Origin of the sequence: Mycobacterium sp. 050272 (assembly GCF_039023525.1) — a bacterium.
In the GTDB taxonomy this organism is placed as follows: domain Bacteria; phylum Actinomycetota; class Actinomycetes; order Mycobacteriales; family Mycobacteriaceae; genus Mycobacterium.
On sequence record NZ_JBCHKV010000014.1, the window covers coordinates 95,013 to 113,220 of the forward strand.

Sequence of the window (18,208 nt, forward strand, 5' to 3'; positions counted from 1 at the left end):
CATTATCCCTTCGGCAGCCCGAGTAGTCGCTCGGCGATGATGTTGCGCTGCACCTCCGAGGTCCCGCCGTAGATGGTGGCGGCGAGCGCGTCCTGGCGTTCGAACAGCAGATCCGGGTCGCTGGCCGAGCCCGGTCCTTCGGCGGCGGCGGCGAGTTCCCAAACCCGTTGCAAGGTAACCGATCCGAGTAGTTTCATGATGTCGGCTTCCGGGCTGCCGCGGCCTGCCAGTTCGTTGCCCAGCGCACGGTATCCGGTGGCCCGCAGTGCTTCGGCATCGGCGAGCAGCGACCCGAGTTCGGCGCACAAGCCCTGGTCTTCGGCGCCGTTGCCGGCCTTGCGCACCGCGTCGAGTCCGCGCTTGATTTCAACCCAGTTCATGATCCAGATCATCTGGCGCTCGTGGTGCAACGACGACAGCGCAACGTTCCAGCCGCCGTTGACCGGGCCCAGCAGGTTCTGCACCGGGATCTCGACGTCGTCGAGGAAGACTTCGCAGAACGTCTCATCGGAGATCGACGACATCCGGATGGGTTCGATGCGCACACCAGGGGAGTGCAGGTCGAGGATCAGGCACGAGATGCCACGGTGCTTGGGCGCGTCCGGATCGGTGCGGGCATACAGCGTGCACCACCGTGATTCGTGGGCCTGTGTGGTCCAGATCTTGTGGCCGTTGACACCGAAGACGTCACCATCGCGCTCGGCGCGGGTGCGCAGTCCGGCGAAATCCGATCCGGCTTCCGGTTCGGACATGCCCAGTGCCCACCACTCGTCGCCGCGCAGCAGGGGCACGAGCAGGCGTTCGATCTGGGCTGGCGTGCCGAACTGGCGGATGCCGGGTGCGGCGACACCCGGCCCTTGAATGTTGGGCAGCTTGGGCGCCGACCGCAGCGCGCCCTCGATTCGTATCTCCATCGCGTCGCGCAGGCCCAGCGATCGGCCGCCATGCTCACGCGGCCAGGTCGGCTGGATCCACCCGGCCTCGAACGCGGCCCGTTGGTGGTCGCGGCGCAGCGCGATGTCCCAGCGATAGCGGCGGTAGTTCTCGTAGTAGTCGTCGGGCAGGAATGCGGCTAACCAGTCGACGTACTCGGCGACCACCTCGGATGGAGTCGTCATGCCGCGCCTCCGGCGAGGAAGCGGCAGCCCACCTCGTGGTAGAGCGCGCGACTGTCTCCCAGCTGCGCCGCACCCTGCCAGGCATGCCGGACATAGAGGTGGGCGTCGTGCTCCCAGGTCTGTCCGAGTGCGCCGTGCACCTGGACGGCGGTGCGGGCACAGTTGGCCGCAGCATCACCGGCCGCCGCCTTGGCTAGCGCCGCGGCCGTCCAGGCGGCCGCGGGTGCGGTGTTCGCCACCGCGAGGCGGGCTGCCGCCGCGTAGGTGAGGCTGCGGGCGCGCTCGACGCCGACGTAGTTGTCGGCCAGCGCGTGCTTGATGCCCTGAAACGCCCCGATCGGCGTGCCGAACTGACGGCGGGACTTCGCGTGCTCGACGGACAGGTGCAAGGCGGCGCCAGCAGTCCCGACCAGATCGGCGGCGACGGCCACCATCGGAGCGGTCAGTGCCGACTCGAGGTCGACGGGCGCCGAGGCCACGGGTTCGGCGTCGATCTCGACGTCGGCTACCGGGTGCGCGGGGTCGGTGGACTCGCCCGCGGTGATCGTCATACCGTCCCCGGTGCGCACCGCCACAGCGACATAGCCGTCGAGGGATTTGGCCAGCGTGACAATCAGCTCTGCGCGGGCCGCGTCGGGGACCGCGACCGCCCGGCCGCGCACCCGTCCGCCGCGCAGTGTCAACGGTGGCTCGGGTAGCCGAGATCCCTTGGCGTGCACCGCCAGGGTGGCGACGACGCCGCCGGCGATGTCGGTGAGCAGCTTGTCCAGACCACAGGCCCGCAAGACGCCCGCGGCCAAACCGACGCTGCTGAGCAACGGAATTGGGGCCAGCGCGGCACCGCATTCCTCGAGAACCAGTGCTTGCTCGACGGGCCCGAAGTCACCGCCGGGTGCGGCGAGTTCGGTCCAGCCCAAGTCGACTACGGTCTTCCACAGAACGCGCCAGCGCTCCGGGTCCGTCAAGGCCTGCCGGGCGGCATCGGGAGGACATTCGGTACGCAGAATGTCGCGCACGGTGTCGCGCAGCGACAGTTGATCCGAAGTCAGTCCGACATCCATAAGACCCCTAACATAATAAAGATAGTAAACTAGCCGCACTGTTGCAATCGGCACGAGCATAGGTGGCGCATGGTCGAGTGGTATCTGTTCCTGCCGCAGGTGCGGTTGTCAGTGGCCGACATCACGGAACGCGCGCGGGCTGCCGAAGCTACTGGCTTCGACGGAATCGCGTTCATCGATCACCTCGAGGCTCCCGGGTTGCCGGGCGAAAGCATTTGGGAGGCAATGGCCGTCGCGACCTGGGTGGCGGCCAACACCGAGCGGTTGCGGGTCGGACACCTGGTGCTGTGCGACGCCTTTCGGCATCCCGCCGTGCTCGCCAAGCAAGCCGTCACCTTGTCGGACGCATCGGGCGGCCGCTTCGATCTGGGCCTCGGTTCGGGCTCCTGGCCCGCCGAGTTCAGCCGATTCGATGTCGGTCAGCAGGATCCGGTGGCCCGCGTCGCGCAGCTTGGCCGTCACCTGGCCCTGATCAGGCAGTACTGGGGCGACGGTGCCGACGACGGCGTGGCTCAGTCACCCCAGCGCAACCATCCGATACCGCTGGTCCTGGGCGGCAGCGGGCCTCGCATGATGGAACTTGTTCGCAATCATGCGGATTGGTGGAACCTGCAGGCCGACTACATCGATCGGCTGGCCACCTTGGCCCCGTCGGCGGGCGACGCCCGAATCTCGGTGCAGCAGATGATCGGGTTCGCGCACTCGGGTGCCGACCCCGAGACCGTGCGCGAAGTCAGCACCCGGCGCTTCGGCGTGCTCGGGGCGGGTCTGGTGTGCGGTGACGCCGACGACCTGACCCGGCATTTCGCGGGCCTGGCCGCCCAGCGGGTGGAGCGCTTCTATGTGTGGTTCGCCGATTTCGCGAAGCCGGAATCGCTGCACCAGTTCGGCGAAACGGTCATCAAGCCGTTCCCTGACGGCGGCGGCGCGCTTCGTTAGGAACGACCGGCGGCCGGGCGTACGGGCCGCGCTGCACCGCGGAAAGCCGGATCTCCGGCAGATCCACCGACGGGTCCACGGTGTCCAGCCAGGCGACCGCCTCGGCGACATCGGAGATCTGAATCGCGAACATCTCGAAGGGAACGTCCTGCAGCATCTCGGTTTCCACCGGGCCCGGCGTCACGATGTGCACGGCGATGCCGTCGCGATCGACTTCGAGCGCCAGGGCGCGGGCGAACGCGTTCATGCCGGCCTTCGACGCGGAGTAGGCGGTGCGGGCCATCATCGGCTCGTGTGCGGCCGACGACGAGATGAAAACGAAGCGGGACCCGGGGCGCATCCGCGGCAGCACAGCGGCGGTCACCACGAAGCACGAATCCAGGTTGGCCGAGATGATGGTCTGCCACTGCTGGAAGGTCTGTTTACGCGCATACGTTCCGCCGAGCGCGCCGGCGGCGTGGACGACCAGGTCGATCGTCTCCAAAGTGCTTATCGCAGTGGAAAATCCGTCTGGATCGGATGCGTCGGCCACGATGTGATGGGCCCCGATCTCCTCGGCCGCCGCGCGTAACGGACCCTCGCGCCGGGCCACCAGGACCACCTCGTAACCGAGTTCGGCGAGCTTGCGCCCGCACCCTTTTCCAATCCCGCCGCTGCCGCCGGTGACCAACGCGGTTCGCATAGGGACTTAGGACTGCCGCAGACCGCGCGGGCGTGACCCCGAACGAGAAAGAGACTGCGGCGACAGGGCGTAGATCCGTTGGCTGGGGCGACCGGCCAGCACATAGGTCTGCGTATCGGCGAGGTGACGTCCCGCGATGCGCCGAGCCCGGTCGACGTCGCCCTCGGCAATCGTCTCGGCGAGTTTGACGTGTGTGTTGAGGACGGCCCGCCGCTGGGTCAGCGAGGGGTAGGTGCCGCGCGCCGCGCTCTCGTCTGCCCATTGACGTTCGTGGCTGCTCCACAGCGTCTCCAGGCTGCCGACGACCGCGATGATGGTGTGGTTTCCGCAGCCCTGCACGATGAGATCGTGGAACTGGCGGCCGATTTCGGTGAACAGTCGCCCGTCGTCGAGGTGCTCGGCCATGGAATCGTTGACCTGCTTGAGTTCCGGCACCAGGGTGTCCGCCCGGTCCGGACGCTGAGCCGCCAGCGCGGCGCACGCGGGCTCCAGCTCCTGCAACGCCATGCCGAGGTCGGCGACCTGAACGGACTCGCTCTGCAGCAACAGCCCGAGCATGTAGGCCGCGCTGGTCTTGGCCGGCGCATGCACGACGGCGCCGCCACGGTTACCGCGGCGCACCGACACCAGCCCCTCGGTTTCCAGGATGCGCAGCGCTTCGCGCAGCGAGACCAGGCTGACGTTGAACTGTTCGACCAGGACTTCCTGGCGCGGCAGGAGATCGCCGTCGGCAAGCTCGCCGTCGATGATTTGCCGGCGCAGTTCGTCGGCTACGATTTCGGCGATCCTCGGCGCCGACAACCGGCGACGGGCATCGGGCCCAATTCCCAGGGTGGTCATCCATTCCTCGCAGGAGCAGCGCCAGAGCGGCGAACCCGCCACACTCAGCTGGCTTAGCTATTTTAGCAGTAATGATATAAATAGCATCTCTGATCGCGTGTCGATCGGAAGGGCGGATGCAATTGAGCCAGGGGTCTGACGACCGTCCGACACCGCTGCACGGGCTGCGGGTCGTCGAGATCAGCGACCGGATAGCTGGCAGCTACTGCGGCAAGTTGCTGGTCGACGCCGGGGCGCGGGTGTGCAAAATCGAACCGCCGCAAGGCGATTGGCTGCGGCGTTATTCGGCGTCATGTTCCAACGTGCCCGACGACGAGCCGTCGCCGTTCTACTGTTATCTCAACGCCGGCAAGCACAGCATGACCTTCGCGCCCGGCTCGCAGCGATTGCGTGCCGAATTGGCCGGCGCCGACGTGATCATCCTCACCGCCGGCCCGTCGCGTGCCGCAGCGCTGGGTATAGATCCGCGCCGGCTGCTCGCGGACGTGCCGCAAGCCGTCGTCGTCACGATCTCCGACTTCGGCTGGACCGGACCATATGCCGACCGTCCCGCCAGCGAGTTCACCCTGCAGGCCTGGGCCGGCTCGCCCGGTTTCCGGGGTGATCCGGCCGGGCCCCCGATCTCGATCGGCGGCGACCTGGGGGAGTACATGGGCGGTGTGTTCGCCGCGTTCGGTGCGCTGGCCGTGCGTCGTCGCGTCGAGCACGGCGGTCCCGGTGAGCATCTGGATCTTTCGATGCTCGAGGCGATGACGTTGATGCAGAGCAGCGAATGGCTGCATTCGCAGTTACTGCGGGTGCCGCCGATCAGCCGCACCACCGAAGTCCCGTCGATCGAGCCGGCCAAGGACGGTTACGTCGGGATCACCATGGTGACCGGTCAGCAGTGGCTCGACTTCCTGGCGATGGTGGAATGCCCGCAGCTGGAAGAGATTGAGCAGCTGCGTTTTCAGATCGGCCGGTGGGGCTATCGTGACCTGATCCGCGAACAGATCGGCCCGTGGCTGGCCGAACGCACCGTCGCGGAGATCGTCGAACTCGGCCAGCTGTTCCGGCTGCCGATCGCGGCATTGGGTAACGGTGCCACGATCCGGGACACGGATTACGCGACCGAACGCGGGGTATTCCAGCCCAACCCCGCCGGCTTTCATCAGCCCCGCCCGCCGTGGCTGATGTCGGCGTGCGCGGCGGCTCCGGTGGGCCAGACCGCTGCTTTGGGCGCCGACAACGACGAGCCGGCTTGGCGCACAAGCGAACACGAGCGCGCACTGGCGCCCGGCGCTAGGCCATTGGAGGGTGTGCGGATCGTTGACTTGACGGCCTTTTGGGCGGGGCCGGCGGCAACCCATCTGCTGGCGGCGTTCGGCGCGGACGTGATCAAGGTCGAGTCGATCCAGCGTCCCGACGGTATTCGGTACTCCGGCGGGATGCGCAAAGACGTGGACGACTGGTGGGAGTACGGCTGGGTGTTTCACGCGATGAACACCAACAAGCGTTCAGTCACCTTGGATTTGGGCTCCGAAGAGGGACGGCGTCTGTTCAAGAAACTGGCGGCCGGCGCCGACGTCGTGATCGAGAACTTCTCACCGCGCGTGATGGACCAGTTCGGGCTGACCGCCGACGTGCTGCTCGAAGTCAATCCGAAACTCGTCGTCGCCCGGATGCCCGCGTTCGGTCTGGACGGCCCGTGGCGCGACCGGGTCGGATTCGCCCCCACGATGGAACAGCTCGCCGGGCTGGCCTGGGTGACCGGACTGCCGGATGCCCCGCCGGTGACGCCGCGCGGCGCCTGCGATCCGCTGGCCGGGGTGCATGCCGCCTTCGCCGTGCTGGCCGCGCTGAACTTCACCGAACGCACCGGAACGGGTCAGCAGCTGGAGCTGCCGATGCTCGAGACAGTGCTCAACGCCGCCGCGATACAGCCGATCGAGTATGAAGTATACGGAAAGACGCTGAGCCGCAACGGCAATCGTGGTTTCGGGGGGTTGATCCAGAACCTCTACCGGTGTACCGGAGACGACGATTGGATCGCGGTCACCGTGCGTGACGACCAGCAGTGGGCCGCGCTCGTCGAGGTGATGGGGCAGCCGGCCTGGTGTGACGATTCTCTGGGCACCGCCGCCGGGCGACGCGAGCGTGACGACGACATCGATGACCGGCTGCGGCAGTGGTTTGCCGGACAGCCCCTGGGGCCGACGGTGGAGCGGCTGGCGAGCGCGGGTGTGCCTGCGGCGCCGGTGATCTCGCCGTCGCTGGTGACCGAGAACCCCCAACTGCGCGACCGGGGCTTTTTCGAAGAGCTGCGGCATTCGAGCATCGGGTCAGCGGAGTATCCGTGCCCGCCGTTCGCTTCGCTTACCGGACAGGATCGGTGGCTGCTGCGCCCACCGCCGACCCTCGGCGAGCACAACGCGGAAGTACTGCGCGATCGGTGCGGGCTGACCGACGAAGAACTGGCGAACCTCGCTGCCGGCGGGGTGATCGGAACCCGCCCGAAGGGCCTATGAGGAGGCAACTGATGCGCGTGACCGTCGACGAGACCTTGTGCGAGGCCAACGGCTTTTGTGAATCGCTCGCCCCCGACGTGTTCGAACTCGGCGACGAGGACGTCGTGCAGATCGCGGACGGCGAGGTGGCGCCGGACCGGGAGATCGACGTCCGCGCCGCGGTGGAGCAATGCCCCAAGGCCGCACTGCGCTTGCAGGACTGACTCAGCGCCGGTCGGACAACGAGATCGGCATCTCGTCGTAGATCGACATGTTGGTGGTCAGGTTCGGATACGACACGGTAGCGGGCCCGATTTCGATGCGATCGCAGCGCAGCAGCAGTTCGTCGAGCACGGCCCGCAGTTCGGCGCGCGCCAGCATCGCGCCCAGGCAGTGGTGTGGCCCGCCACCGCCGAATGCCACGTGCGGGTTGGGTTGCCGCCCGATGTCGAAGGTGAACGGCGACTCGAAGACCTCCTCGTCGCGATTGGCAGAACGCAGCATCGACACCACGCGGTCGCCCGCGGGGATGTGCTGACCGTCCATCTCTACGTCGACCTTCGCGGTGCGGGTCCAGTACGCCACTGGGGAGGCCCAGCGCAGCACCTCCTCAACGGCGCCGGGCCGCACCGCTTCGTCCGCGCGATAGCGTTCGATCTGCTCGGGGTCGGCGACGAACGCCTGTAGCCCCATGGCCAGTGCGTTCTTGGTGGTGTCGCTGCCGGCGAACGCGAGCACGAAGAAGAAGAACTCCAGCTCGTTTTCGGGCAGGCGGAATTCCTCGCCGTCGTCGCCGGTGATCACCGCGGTCGCCAGCGTGCTCCAGATGTCACCGGTCGGGTTGTCGCGCTTGTCCGCCGTCAGCTCCATCGCGTATGCGAAGACCGAACCGAACAGCTCGAGCTCTACTTGTCCGCTCGGGCCTGCCTCGGGCGCAAGCGCCTTCAGGATGCGGTCGAAGATGTCGAAGATTCGCGGCCGGTCTTCGTCTGGGATGCCGATGATGTCGCCGATCACCGTCATCGGCAACGCGTCGGCAACATCTTCGATCCAGTCCCCACCGCCCCTGGCGAGCAGCGCGCCGATCAGCTGCGCCGCCCGCGCCCGGATGCCGGCTTCCAGCTTGGCGATCGCGCGTGGGTTGAAGGCGCCTGCGATGAGTTTGCGGCGCTTGTTCAGCTCCGGTGGGTCCAGCGTGATGATCGTCGGAGACGATGCGAACAGGGCGACCGGCTGGATGAGCGGGCCGTCGGCGGCGGTGAACGATTCGGTGTCGCGGTGCAGGCGAACCGCATGCCGGTGCCTGGTCGCGACCCAGAATTGGCGCTTGACCGTGTCGGCGACACCCGGTGTCAGTTCGTGCCGGAAAAGGGGTCTGGTGTGCCGTAAGTCGGCGAACAATTCGTCGGGAAAACCGTTACGCCACAAGGCGAAATCGGATAGGTCCACTGCAGCAGCAGTCATGCGCAACCCCGCTCGCTCTCCTATCGTGCGGCAACCCGCCTGGTGCCGCGTTGACGTTCAATGCTTAAGATAGTAAAAATAGACTCTAGTCGTCGAAACGCGGTGAGGTAAGAGCGGCTCGGCCGCGTGGGAAACGGAGTTCTCGTGACGCATACGATTTCAGAGCAAGATCCATCGGAACGCGAGTTCGGACAGTCCGGCATCGCGCTGTCCACCTATCGATTCCCGACCGGGTGGTTCATCGTCGCCTTCGCCAGCGACGTCAAGCCCGGTGACGTCAAGCGCCTGCACTACTTCGGTGAGGAGTTGGTGCTGTTCCGCACCGCGTCCGGCAACGTCAATGTGCTGGACGCCTACTGCCAGCACCTCGGCGCAAACATGGGCGTCGGCGGCACCGTCGACAACGAGAACATCGTCTGCCCCTGGCACGGCTGGCAATGGCGCGGCGACGGCAGCAACGCGCTGATCCCCTACAGCAAGATCGGCTGCAAGAACAACGTTCGCATCCGCACCTATCCGACCATGGAGTGGTACGGCTTCATCCTGGTCTGGCACGAACGACACGGCCGGGCGCCTTACTGGCAGCCGCCGGCGCTGCCCGAATTGGAGACCGGCGAGTACTACCCGCTGCACCCGCACAGCCGGATGCTCAATCGGGTCAAGGTGCACGCGCAGATGATCATCGAGAACGCGGCCGACCCGTATCACGTGCAGTACGTGCACAAGGCCGCCAACCCCGCCAACACCGCCTCGTTCGAGGTGGCGGGCTATCACCTGCATGCCACCGTCAACGCTCACTTCGGTGGGGGCCGGGCCAAGACGTGGCTGACCCCTAACGGGCCGGTCGACGCGAAGATCATCTACGACAACTATTCGTTGGGGCTGGGGCTCGTCCGCTTCCCGAGTGACCTGGTGGCCACCATCGAGGTCACCGGGCAGACGCCGGTCGATGAGGACTACACCGACTACTTCTACACGCAGGCTTCCGTCCGCGAACCCGGCGACACCGGCGACAAGCCCACTGGCCGGGCCGCGAAATTCCTGGCGCTGCAACAAGAAGTCATCAAACAGGACTTCTTCACCTGGGAGAACATGAAGTACCTGGAGAAGCCGAACCTGGCTCCCGAGGAGGCGCGCGACTACGCGGCACTGCGGCGCTGGGCACACCGCTTCTACCCCGACGCCGAGCCGTCGCCAGACGACTTCGGGTACACCGCCGGTGGCGAGCCCGACCCGGCGGCCGCGAAAGCCTAAGTGATGCATTCGGTTCGGAGTAAGCCTCTGGGGCCCTCCGATTTCGGCGTGGAGCGGTTCAGCGTTGCGGACGTGCTGGACCGGCGGGCCGAGCAATACCCGGATCGAGTGATGATGTCGATCGCCGGGACCGATGTGACGTTCGAGCAGATGCGGCAGCGCGCGTGCGCGGCGGCGAACATGCTCACCGAATTGGGGGTGGGCCGCGGTGACGGGGTGGCGTTGTTCACCGGAACCTGCCCCGAATGGGTGTACTTCTGGTTGGGCGCGGCCCGCATCGGCGCGGTGAGTGCGGCGGTCAACGCCGCGAACAAGGGAGACTTTCTGCTGCACACCCTGCAGTTGGCGCGGCCCAAGGTGATTCTCACCGACGCCGAGCGGCTTGCCCGCGTCGATGAGGTTGCCGACCGGCTGGACACGGTGACCGACATTGTGGTGCAGGATGATTCGCTTCATGCGGCTTTGAACGCCGGAGCTATCCGCTGCGCGGACAACCCGGCACGGGAGGGGGAGGTGGGGGCGTTGTTCTACACGTCGGGCACCACCGGGCCGTCGAAAGCCGTTGCCACGAGCTGGGATTACCTGTTTTCGGTGGCAGCGACCGTTGCGGCGGCCTGGGAGTTGCGAGCGGGGGAGGCGTTGTGGACGGCGATGCCGTTGTTTCACCTGAGCGCCGCGCCCAGCGTGCTGGCGCCGATGCTGGTGGGCGCGACGACTGTGCTGGCGCAATCGTTCCATCCTGCTCAGGTGTGGGATGACATCCGCGCCCACGACGCGGTCGGCTTTGCCGGAGCCGGCGCGATGGTGTCGATGCTGTACAACCAGCCCGCCGAGCCGAGCGATGCGGCATTGCCGCTGCGGTTCATCTCCGCCGCGCCGATCGACGCCGGCTGCTATCACGACATCGAAAAGCGTTACGGCTGCCGCATTGTCACGATGTACGGGATGACCGAGGCCTTCCCGATCGCGGTCAAGGGCGTGGCCGACGAGGGGGTGCCCGGGACATCGGGGCGGCCCAACCCAAACTTCGACGTGCGCATTGTCGACGACGACGGGAACCCGCTGCCCGCCGGGGCCGTGGGCGAGATCGCCTGCCGGCCCCGGCACCCGCACGTGATGAGCGAGGGCTACCTGGGCCGGGATGCTCGGGTGGACCCGCACCCGGAATGGTTTCGCACCGGTGATCTCGGCCGGCTCGACGCCGATCAGAACCTGACGTATGTGGACCGGATCAAGGATTCGCTGCGCAGGCGCGGCGAGAACATCTCCTCGGTCGAAGTGGAGCGCGTCGTGATGGGCCACCCCGCGGTCGCCGAGGCTGCAGCGATCGGGGTGCCCAGCGAATTGGGCGAGGACGACATCCTGGTCGTGGTCGCGCTGCGGCCGGACGCGGTGCTGGATTGCGCCGAGTTGCTCGACTTCTGTGCCGACCGGATGCCCTACTTCTGTGTGCCTCGCTACGTCGAGGAGGTCAACGAACTCCCGAAGAACGTTATCGGGCGGGTACGTAAAGATTTATTGCGAGCCAAAGGTTTGACTTCGGGGGTCTGGGATCGGGAAGAATACGGATATATTGTTAAGCGGTAAGTAAAGTCCATGTTACGTAGTTCGTTTCTTTTTTCCTTCGGGGAGAGGCTGGCGAGTAGAGATGACGTTGTCCTACCAGCAGGAACAGTTCTTGCAGGCCGCTACCGGCCGCGATGCGATCTTGAATTTGAACGCCCGGCACAATCGCGCATACTCCGACGGTGACCGCGATAGCTGGATCGCGACGTTTCGTCATTCCGGTGCCAGCTTCGTCCGCGACGGCGAACTGTTCGCCGACTTGCGTCTGGCCTTCGACGGGGGCGAGGGACAGCGGTTGGTGACCGTCGATCACGAGATCGCGGTCGACGGTGTCCACGCGATGCAGCGTTGTATCGCGGTGCTGTTCTCCGCCGCCTTCGGCGACACCACGCTGCGCGCCACCGGGACATACCGGGATGAGCTGATCTACGAGCGCGGCGGCTGGTACTACACGTCGCGTAATCTCTCCTGGGATCTGGTGCCGAGCCGGCACCCGCTTGTCATGTAAGCGGCACCGATACGTGGATTCGGACCTCAGCTACCAATTGGCCTTCGGCACCTATGAAGACGCGCTGCGGATGGTTGGCGCGGCAAGCGAACCGCGGACCGCGGTGAATCCGGTCAGCGGTGCGCGTATTCAGTTGTATGCCTCGATGATTCACGATGGCAATCGTTCCTACTGGGACCCGGAATTCGCGCGCCGGCAGTGGGGTGCCCTGGTGGCCCCGCCCGGTCTGCTGATGGGATGGCTGATACCCCCGCCGTGGGAGCCCGGCGGCCGGCGGCCCGCGGTGTCGCTGATCTTGCGAGTGCCGTTGCCGGGCAACACATTCATCAATGCCGCCAACGACGTCGAGTTCACCGAACCCATCGTCGAGGGTGACGTGCTCACCAGTGTCGAGGAACTGGTCTCGGTATCACCGGAGAAGCAGACCCGGCTGGGTACCGGCCATTTCATCGAGACGCTGGAGACCTATCGCCGCCAGGACGGAACGGTCGTTGCCCGATCGCGAAATACGTTGTTCCGCTTCACCCCGGCGGCGTCAGCATGAACCTTGCCGAATTGGAGTGGAACGAGATCACGGTTCCCGTCGAGCTGCCAGAGGTGATCGACGAAATCAGCTACCAGCGGGTGGTCGAGAACGCTGGCGCGACCTGGGACTACTTCCCGGGCCACTTTGATCCCGCATACGCCCAAAGTCAGGGCAGCCCAACGATTTACCTCAACACCATGCATCTCGCCGGGTTCGCCGATCGCGTCGCGACCGATTGGGCCGGGCCGAGCAGCCGGGTCGTGCGCCGCTCGCTGCGGCTGGTCGGTTCGATCTACGCGGGTGACACGATGATCGGCCGGGGCCGGGCGGTGGCCAAGCGGCTGGACACTTCGGTGGACCCACCGCGCCGGCTGGTCGACATCACGATCGAAGTGACCAACCAACATGGCGTTCTGTGCTGCCCGGTCGAGCTCACCTTGCAGATGCCCCAAAGTGGCTGATTATCAATCGGTTAACGGCGGCAGTTGCCCTTTGCACACCAACGTCTGAAGCTCGACGTACTCGTGCAGGCCCTCGGGGCCGAATTCGCGTCCGATGCCCGACTGCTTGAAGCCGCCGAACGGGGCGCCGATATCGAGTGTGTACATGTTGATGCCGTACGTGCCGGTGCGCACACCGGCGGCGACCTCGAGGCCGTGGGCGATGTCGGACGTCCACACGGAACCGGCCAATCCGTAGTCGGTCTCGTTGGCGATCCGGATCGCGTCGGCCTCGTCGCGGTAGCGCAGCACCGTCAAGACCGGGCCGAAGATCTCCTCCCGCGAGATGCGCATGTCATTGGTGGCGTCGGCGAATAGCGTTGGCTGCACGTACCATCCGCGATCGGACGGGCTGGCCTCGCCGCCGAGCACGACGCGCGCACCCTCGCTTTGCCCGGACTTGATGTAGTCCTGGACCCGGTGTTGTTGCCGTTGGGCGACCAGCGGGCCGATGTCGGTGGCCTCATCGGCCGGGTCGCCGACCGTCAGCGACGACATCATGGCGGCCAGGGCGTCGACGACGTCGTCGTGACGCTTGTCGCTGACCAGGATGCGGGTCTGGGCGACGCAGGCCTGCCCGTTGTTCATCAGGCCGGCCGACTTCAGCCCGGCGACGGTCTTGTCGATGTCCGCATCGTCCAGGACGATGGCCGCGGACTTACCGCCCAGCTCCAGGCTCACTCGCTTGAGCTGCTCGCCGCACAAGGTGGCGATGCGGCGCCCGACCGCGCTGGAACCGGTGAACGCGATCTTGTCCACGCCGGGGTGGCGCACCAGGGCCTCGCCGATGTCGGGTCCGCCGGGCAGCACCGAGACCACGCCTTCGGGCAGGTCCAGCTGCTCGATCATTTCGGCCAACCACAAAGCGTCCAAAGGTGTCTCGGGCGCGGGCTTGATGATGACCGGGCATCCCGCGATCAGCGCCGGGATCAACTTGGGCATGATCAAAAATTGCGGCACGTTCCACGGCACGATCGCGCCGACCACCCCGACCGGAGCCCTGCGCAGGTGCACCTCGCCGAGAACGCCTTGGCGCCGTTCCGTCCAGGGGAAGTCGCGGGCGGCGGCCAGCGTGAGGTGGATCAGCGCCGCCGCCGCCGCACCCTGGCCCATCCGGCTGAAGGTGCGCGGCGACCCCATCTCGTCGGTGATCAGATCGGCCATCTCGTCGACGTGGCCGCCGTAGATCCCGGCCAGCTGTTCGACCTTGGCCATCCGTTCGGCGTGGGCCATGCGTGGCCACGGGCCGTGATCGAAAGCCTGCCGCGCGGCGGCAACTGCGGCATCGAGGTCCTCGGGTCCGGCCACCTGTACGTGCCCGACCGGCTCCTCGGTATGCGGCGAAATCACGGCGAGCTGTTGCGGATTGGCCGGCTTGCGCCACTGCCCTCCGATGAACAGTTCGGCGTAGGTCCGATGGTCGGATTTTTCTGTCATCGGGACACTTCCTTGGGCCGGGGATGAGGTCGTGGCCGTAACTTCGCTATTGACGCTAACATAGCAAAGAATAAGGATAGCGCCGTGGCAAGGAAGCCGAAATGAACACCGATTGGCGCCGTTACCCGTATCAGTTGGTGCCCGGTGACAGCCAGCTGGATTTCCCCGAGGCCGAGGGTGAACATCCCGACCAGGAGTCCGACACCTGGTTCATCGCCGGGCAACTGCAGGCCGTCGAGAGCGACCGGTCGTTTGCGTTCCTGACCATCTTCAATAAGAACCAACCCGGTGCAACGGTCATCGCCGACTTCTACACGATGGCGCTGTTCGACCTGGATACCGGTGACTACGGCACGTACACCGATTACGACATGCCGCCGAAGAACATGGAACCCGGCGCGCAGCGCAAATTGTCCATGGCCGCAGGCTATCTCGACATCAGCTATCAGAGCAGTGCCGGTACCGCGTCGTGGACGACGTGCCGCGACGGCGATGGTGGATTGCTGCCCTACACCTATCGAGTCAGCCTGGTGGGCCAGGATCACCAGGGCCGGTCCATGCGGCTGGATTTGGTCGTTACCCCGACGCGCGCGCCGACACCGGTCGGGGCGTCGACCTACAACGGCAAGATCGTCTGCTTCGGTCAGGACGACACATACTCGTATTTCCAGACCGGCATGTCGATGACCGGAACGTTGCGCTGGGGCGAGACGATCGAGGAGGTCTCCGGTAGCGCCGGACATGTCGACCGGCAGTGGTTCCCCAAGTACGCGGGCGGCGGCGGATCCGGAGGAGACCCGCGGGCCCGCTCGCACGAATGGCGCACGATCAATTTCGACAACGGTGTCGACCTGAGTATTTGGCGGCAGTTCGACCGCACGAACGGCAATGCGCTGCAACCATTTACCGGTGTGACGACGAGTCATCCCGACCCTGCCATCGCGCCGGAGTGCGCCGAGGACGTGGAGGTCACCGTAAGCAGCTACGTGCGATGGCCGGAAACCGTGCGGCCGTTGGTGCGTCCGCCGGCCCCGGCCCGGTACATGCCCGATCGGCACCGAATTACCTGTGCCACACTACAACTCGATCTCATCGGTGAACCGCTGGTGCCGGCCCCGGCGCACGGTTTGCCGATCGAATACATGGAAGGCCCGTACCGCTACCAGGGCACGCTGTGGGGTAAGCCGGTGAGCGGCTTCGCGTTCAACGAGCGCTCGTTCGCGCTGTATCGGGACTGGGAGCTGGTCGAGGTGCTGGCCACCACCGTCGCCGACGTCGATCCGGGCTTGCAGTCGATGGTCGACGAGCTGGTGCCGTTGGTTGCGGCAGGCCGTCGCGGCGCGGCGGCCGAACTGCTGGCCGGGGCTCGTCCCGCCCAAAATAGTGCTCTTGCAACGCTTGTCGACGATCTGATCGCGGTATTGTCCGAGGTCCAGTCAGCCGACGGCAGCTGAGGCGGCGAGCGCATCGGCCCACGCGATGTGGCGATGTTGCAGTCCCGGCTCGTTGCGGCCGAACAGCAGGTGGTCGCGTGCGCCCGAGTTGAGATTGGCCTGCAGCCCCTCAACCAGCTTGTAGTCCTCGTCGCGCACCGTCGCGTGCGCGTACTCGAACACGGCTTGAGCGCCGGCCGCTACGGATTCCTCGGAAAGATCCAGCGGCGTCGAGTTTTGGTGCACGGTGATCGACCTGCCGGGCTCCTCGCCGGGGTAGATCCGGAAGAGCTCGCCGTTGGCGATCGTCACCGAGATCACGATGTTGGGGAACAACGCATAGATCACCACCATGTTGTGGAACGGGTCCCATTGCTCCTCGGGAACATTCTCCAGCTCCAGGATCGCGTTGAGCGGGAAGATCAACCGGTGGTGCGGCCCATACGAATCGAACACCGTGCAGTTGCTGCGGGCGATCGTGGCGAAGGTGTCCCGGTGCACGGTGGCGAAGTGGTAGTTCTCCGCGAAGGTGTCGACGGCCAACTTCCAGTTGATCGGGGCGTCGAGGACCTTCTCGCCCAACGGAGACCACCGGCCGATGCCCCACGAGTCGAGCTCGTCGGCCAGCGGTCCCAGGTGCGCGGCGACGTCCAGGGTGGCGTCTTTGTCCAGCGACACCCAGAGGAACCCGGCGAACTCGGCAGCAGGGAGTTCGGTCAGCGAAGCGGACTTGACCGTCGTGTCCGGGAAGCCCCCGCGGCCCGGCAGGCCGACCAGCTTGCCGGAGTTGTCGTAAGTCCAGGCGTGGTAGGGACAGCTGAACCGCTTCGCGGAGCCACACCCCGTCACGACCGGCGATTGGCGGTGCAGGCAGACATTGTCGAAGGCGCGCACCGACCCCTCGGACGTCCGCGTCACCAGGATCGATCGCCCCATCACGGTCTTGGTGCAATAGGCGCCGGGCGCGGGCAGCTCGCTGACGTAGCCGACCAGCTGCGGGCTGGCCAGCAGCAACGCCCGTTCACTGAGGTGTCGATCAAGCGATGTGTAATCGCCGGCGTCGACGGTGTGTGGCCGCGGGGCCAGGTCGGTGGTCTTGTCGCGGGCCAACTTCAAAGCCCGCCGGGTCAGGTCGATGAGCTGGTCACGATCCATTGCAAGCCCCCTGTGGTTTCCGCACTCTCCGACGTTAACTTTATAAACTTAGTAGTGACAACAACAATTGGGCCGGGACCTGGATTGGTTTGGGGGTGCGCTCACGGTTTTCGGCGTGCGCGCACGGCGGCCCGGCCCGGCGCGTCGCCACCCTGAGCGCACAGTCATTGGCGTAACCGCACACTCGATCCTCCGCGGAGTCGCCGCGGACTAAACACGAGATGTCCAGACGTGACAAAGCTGTGACCCGTGTGACTGATGTGTCTGATGAGGTTCGTGCCGTACCCTTTCTGATGTGTCGTTTTCGCGCCGTGACGTGCTCAAATTCGCCGCCGCGACCCCGGCTCTGGTCGGCCTGGGCGTTGCGGCGTCTTCGATGTGCGCGCCGACGGCCTCGGCATCGCTGGGCACTCTGCTGGACTACGCCGCGGGCGTCATCCCGGCCAGCCAGATACGCGCCGCGGGCGCGGTGGGCTCGATCCGTTATGTCTCGGACCGGCGGCCGGGGGGCAACTGGATGCTGGGCAAGCCGATCCAGCTCTCCGAAGCGCGTGACCTGCACAGCGGCGGGCTCAAGATTGTCTCCTGCTACCAGTACGGCAAGGCCAGCTCCGCCGACTGGCTGGGCGGCGCCAATGCCGGGCTGCAGCACGCCAAGCGGGGGATGGAGCTGCACGAGGCGGCCGGCGGACCCCCCGACGCGCCGATTTACGCATCGATCGACGACGACCCGTCCTATGAGCAGTACAAAACCCAGATCGCTCCATACCTGCGGTCCTGGGAGTCGGTGATCGGGCACCAGCGGACGGGCGTTTACGCCAACTCCAAAACCATCGACTGGGCGCTGCACGACGGCCTGGGCTGCTGCTTTTGGCAGCACAACTGGGGATCGCCCAAGGGCTATGCCCATCCGGCGGCCAATCTGCACCAGGTCGAGATCGATAAGCGCAGCGTGGGCGGCGTTGGGGTGGACGTCAACGAGATCCTCAAGCCGCAATTCGGGCAGTGGGCCTAGCAATCGCGCGGCGTCGCGAACATCTCTGACCCTCTAGCGCATCCGGCCGCGCTTTCGCAACTCGACTCCAGCAAACACTTGTTCGCCGTTCGTCGTGACGCGCGGACGCCTCCGAGTGCGAGACGCCGCGGCCATGGCGGCGCGAAGGGCGGCACGCACTACGAATTCTTAACATAACGATTTGATAACAATGACGCCTTGAACAGCGCAGTTATAGCTACTCG

17 protein-coding genes are annotated in these 18,208 nt (G+C 66.0%); 10 read left to right on the forward strand and 7 right to left on the reverse strand.

Annotated elements, in window-relative coordinates:
- Positions 1-2: 2 nt before the first annotated feature.
- Entirely contained in the window at positions 3-1,118 is a 1,116-nt protein-coding gene (locus AAHS21_RS23125; protein ID WP_342929883.1) for an acyl-CoA dehydrogenase family protein, read from the reverse strand.
- Complete coding sequence (locus AAHS21_RS23130; RefSeq protein ID WP_342929884.1) at positions 1,115-2,179, reverse strand: acyl-CoA dehydrogenase family protein; 1,065 nt, start codon at positions 2,177-2,179, stop codon at positions 1,115-1,117. Before AAHS21_RS23130 ends, AAHS21_RS23125 begins: the two co-directional genes overlap by 4 nt.
- A 69-nt stretch (positions 2,180-2,248) precedes the next feature.
- Between AAHS21_RS23130 and AAHS21_RS23135 the strand changes: the two genes are divergently transcribed.
- Positions 2,249-3,118, forward strand: coding sequence for an LLM class flavin-dependent oxidoreductase (locus AAHS21_RS23135; protein ID WP_342929885.1), 870 nt, complete (start codon positions 2,249-2,251; stop codon positions 3,116-3,118).
- Here AAHS21_RS23135 and AAHS21_RS23140 read toward each other — a convergent pair.
- Together AAHS21_RS23140 and AAHS21_RS23145 are read right to left on the reverse strand one after the other, a co-directional pair.
- A complete protein-coding gene (locus AAHS21_RS23140) occupies positions 3,081-3,800 on the reverse strand; it encodes an SDR family oxidoreductase (protein ID WP_342929886.1) in 720 nt (239 codons plus the stop codon). The two genes, AAHS21_RS23135 and AAHS21_RS23140, sit on opposite strands and share 38 nt — an antisense overlap.
- Before the next feature lie 6 nt (positions 3,801-3,806).
- Positions 3,807-4,640, reverse strand: a complete 834-nt coding sequence (locus AAHS21_RS23145) for an FCD domain-containing protein (protein WP_342929887.1) — start codon at positions 4,638-4,640, stop codon at positions 3,807-3,809.
- Positions 4,641-4,756: 116 nt separating this feature from the next.
- Between AAHS21_RS23145 and AAHS21_RS23150 the strand changes: the two genes are divergently transcribed.
- Together AAHS21_RS23150 and AAHS21_RS23155 are read left to right on the forward strand one after the other, a co-directional pair.
- Positions 4,757-7,147 (forward strand): CoA transferase, encoded by a 2,391-nt coding sequence (locus tag AAHS21_RS23150; protein ID WP_342929888.1) that lies wholly within the window; start codon positions 4,757-4,759, stop codon positions 7,145-7,147.
- A gap of 11 nt (positions 7,148-7,158) precedes the next feature.
- Positions 7,159-7,350, forward strand: a complete 192-nt coding sequence (locus AAHS21_RS23155; RefSeq protein WP_342929889.1) for a ferredoxin — start codon at positions 7,159-7,161, stop codon at positions 7,348-7,350.
- Position 7,351: 1 nt separating this feature from the next.
- Here AAHS21_RS23155 and AAHS21_RS23160 read toward each other — a convergent pair whose 3' ends face one another.
- A complete protein-coding gene (locus tag AAHS21_RS23160; RefSeq protein WP_342929890.1) occupies positions 7,352-8,590 on the reverse strand; it encodes a cytochrome P450 in 1,239 nt (412 codons plus the stop codon).
- 144 nt (positions 8,591-8,734) lie between these two features.
- Between AAHS21_RS23160 and AAHS21_RS23165 the strand changes: the two genes are divergently transcribed.
- The 5 genes from AAHS21_RS23165 to AAHS21_RS23185 all read left to right on the forward strand — a co-directional run bounded on the left by AAHS21_RS23165 (position 8,735) and on the right by AAHS21_RS23185 (position 12,905).
- The gene (locus AAHS21_RS23165; RefSeq protein WP_342929891.1) at positions 8,735-9,844 is read left to right on the forward strand and encodes a Rieske 2Fe-2S domain-containing protein; all 1,110 of its coding nucleotides are present in this window, start codon (positions 8,735-8,737) and stop codon (positions 9,842-9,844) included.
- 3 nt (positions 9,845-9,847) lie between these two features.
- Positions 9,848-11,431, forward strand: a complete 1,584-nt coding sequence (locus tag AAHS21_RS23170) for an AMP-binding protein (RefSeq protein ID WP_342929892.1) — start codon at positions 9,848-9,850, stop codon at positions 11,429-11,431.
- A 61-nt stretch (positions 11,432-11,492) separates the two neighbouring features.
- Positions 11,493-11,918, forward strand: a complete 426-nt coding sequence (locus AAHS21_RS23175; RefSeq protein ID WP_342929893.1) for a nuclear transport factor 2 family protein — start codon at positions 11,493-11,495, stop codon at positions 11,916-11,918.
- A 70-nt stretch (positions 11,919-11,988) separates the two neighbouring features.
- Entirely contained in the window at positions 11,989-12,462 is a 474-nt protein-coding gene (locus AAHS21_RS23180) for a MaoC family dehydratase N-terminal domain-containing protein (protein ID WP_342929948.1), read from the forward strand.
- Positions 12,459-12,905, forward strand: a complete 447-nt coding sequence (locus AAHS21_RS23185; RefSeq protein ID WP_342929894.1) for a MaoC family dehydratase — start codon at positions 12,459-12,461, stop codon at positions 12,903-12,905. Before AAHS21_RS23180 ends, AAHS21_RS23185 begins: the two co-directional genes overlap by 4 nt.
- A 3-nt stretch (positions 12,906-12,908) precedes the next feature.
- On the opposite strand, the gene AAHS21_RS23190 is transcribed toward AAHS21_RS23185, so the two are convergent.
- A complete protein-coding gene (locus AAHS21_RS23190) occupies positions 12,909-14,381 on the reverse strand; it encodes an aldehyde dehydrogenase (protein ID WP_342929895.1) in 1,473 nt (490 codons plus the stop codon).
- Positions 14,382-14,482: 101 nt separating this feature from the next.
- On the opposite strand from AAHS21_RS23190, the gene AAHS21_RS23195 reads away from it, so the two are divergent.
- Entirely contained in the window at positions 14,483-15,835 is a 1,353-nt protein-coding gene (locus AAHS21_RS23195) for a secreted hydrolase (RefSeq protein ID WP_342929896.1), read from the forward strand.
- Here the strand turns inward: AAHS21_RS23195 and AAHS21_RS23200 are convergent.
- Positions 15,818-16,969, reverse strand: a complete 1,152-nt coding sequence (locus tag AAHS21_RS23200) for an SRPBCC family protein (protein WP_342929897.1) — start codon at positions 16,967-16,969, stop codon at positions 15,818-15,820. The two genes, AAHS21_RS23195 and AAHS21_RS23200, sit on opposite strands and share 18 nt — an antisense overlap.
- A gap of 295 nt (positions 16,970-17,264) precedes the next feature.
- Between AAHS21_RS23200 and AAHS21_RS23205 the strand changes: the two genes are divergently transcribed.
- Complete coding sequence (locus AAHS21_RS23205) at positions 17,265-17,984, forward strand: DUF1906 domain-containing protein (RefSeq protein ID WP_342929898.1); 720 nt, start codon at positions 17,265-17,267, stop codon at positions 17,982-17,984.
- Positions 17,985-18,208: the final 224 nt, after the last annotated feature.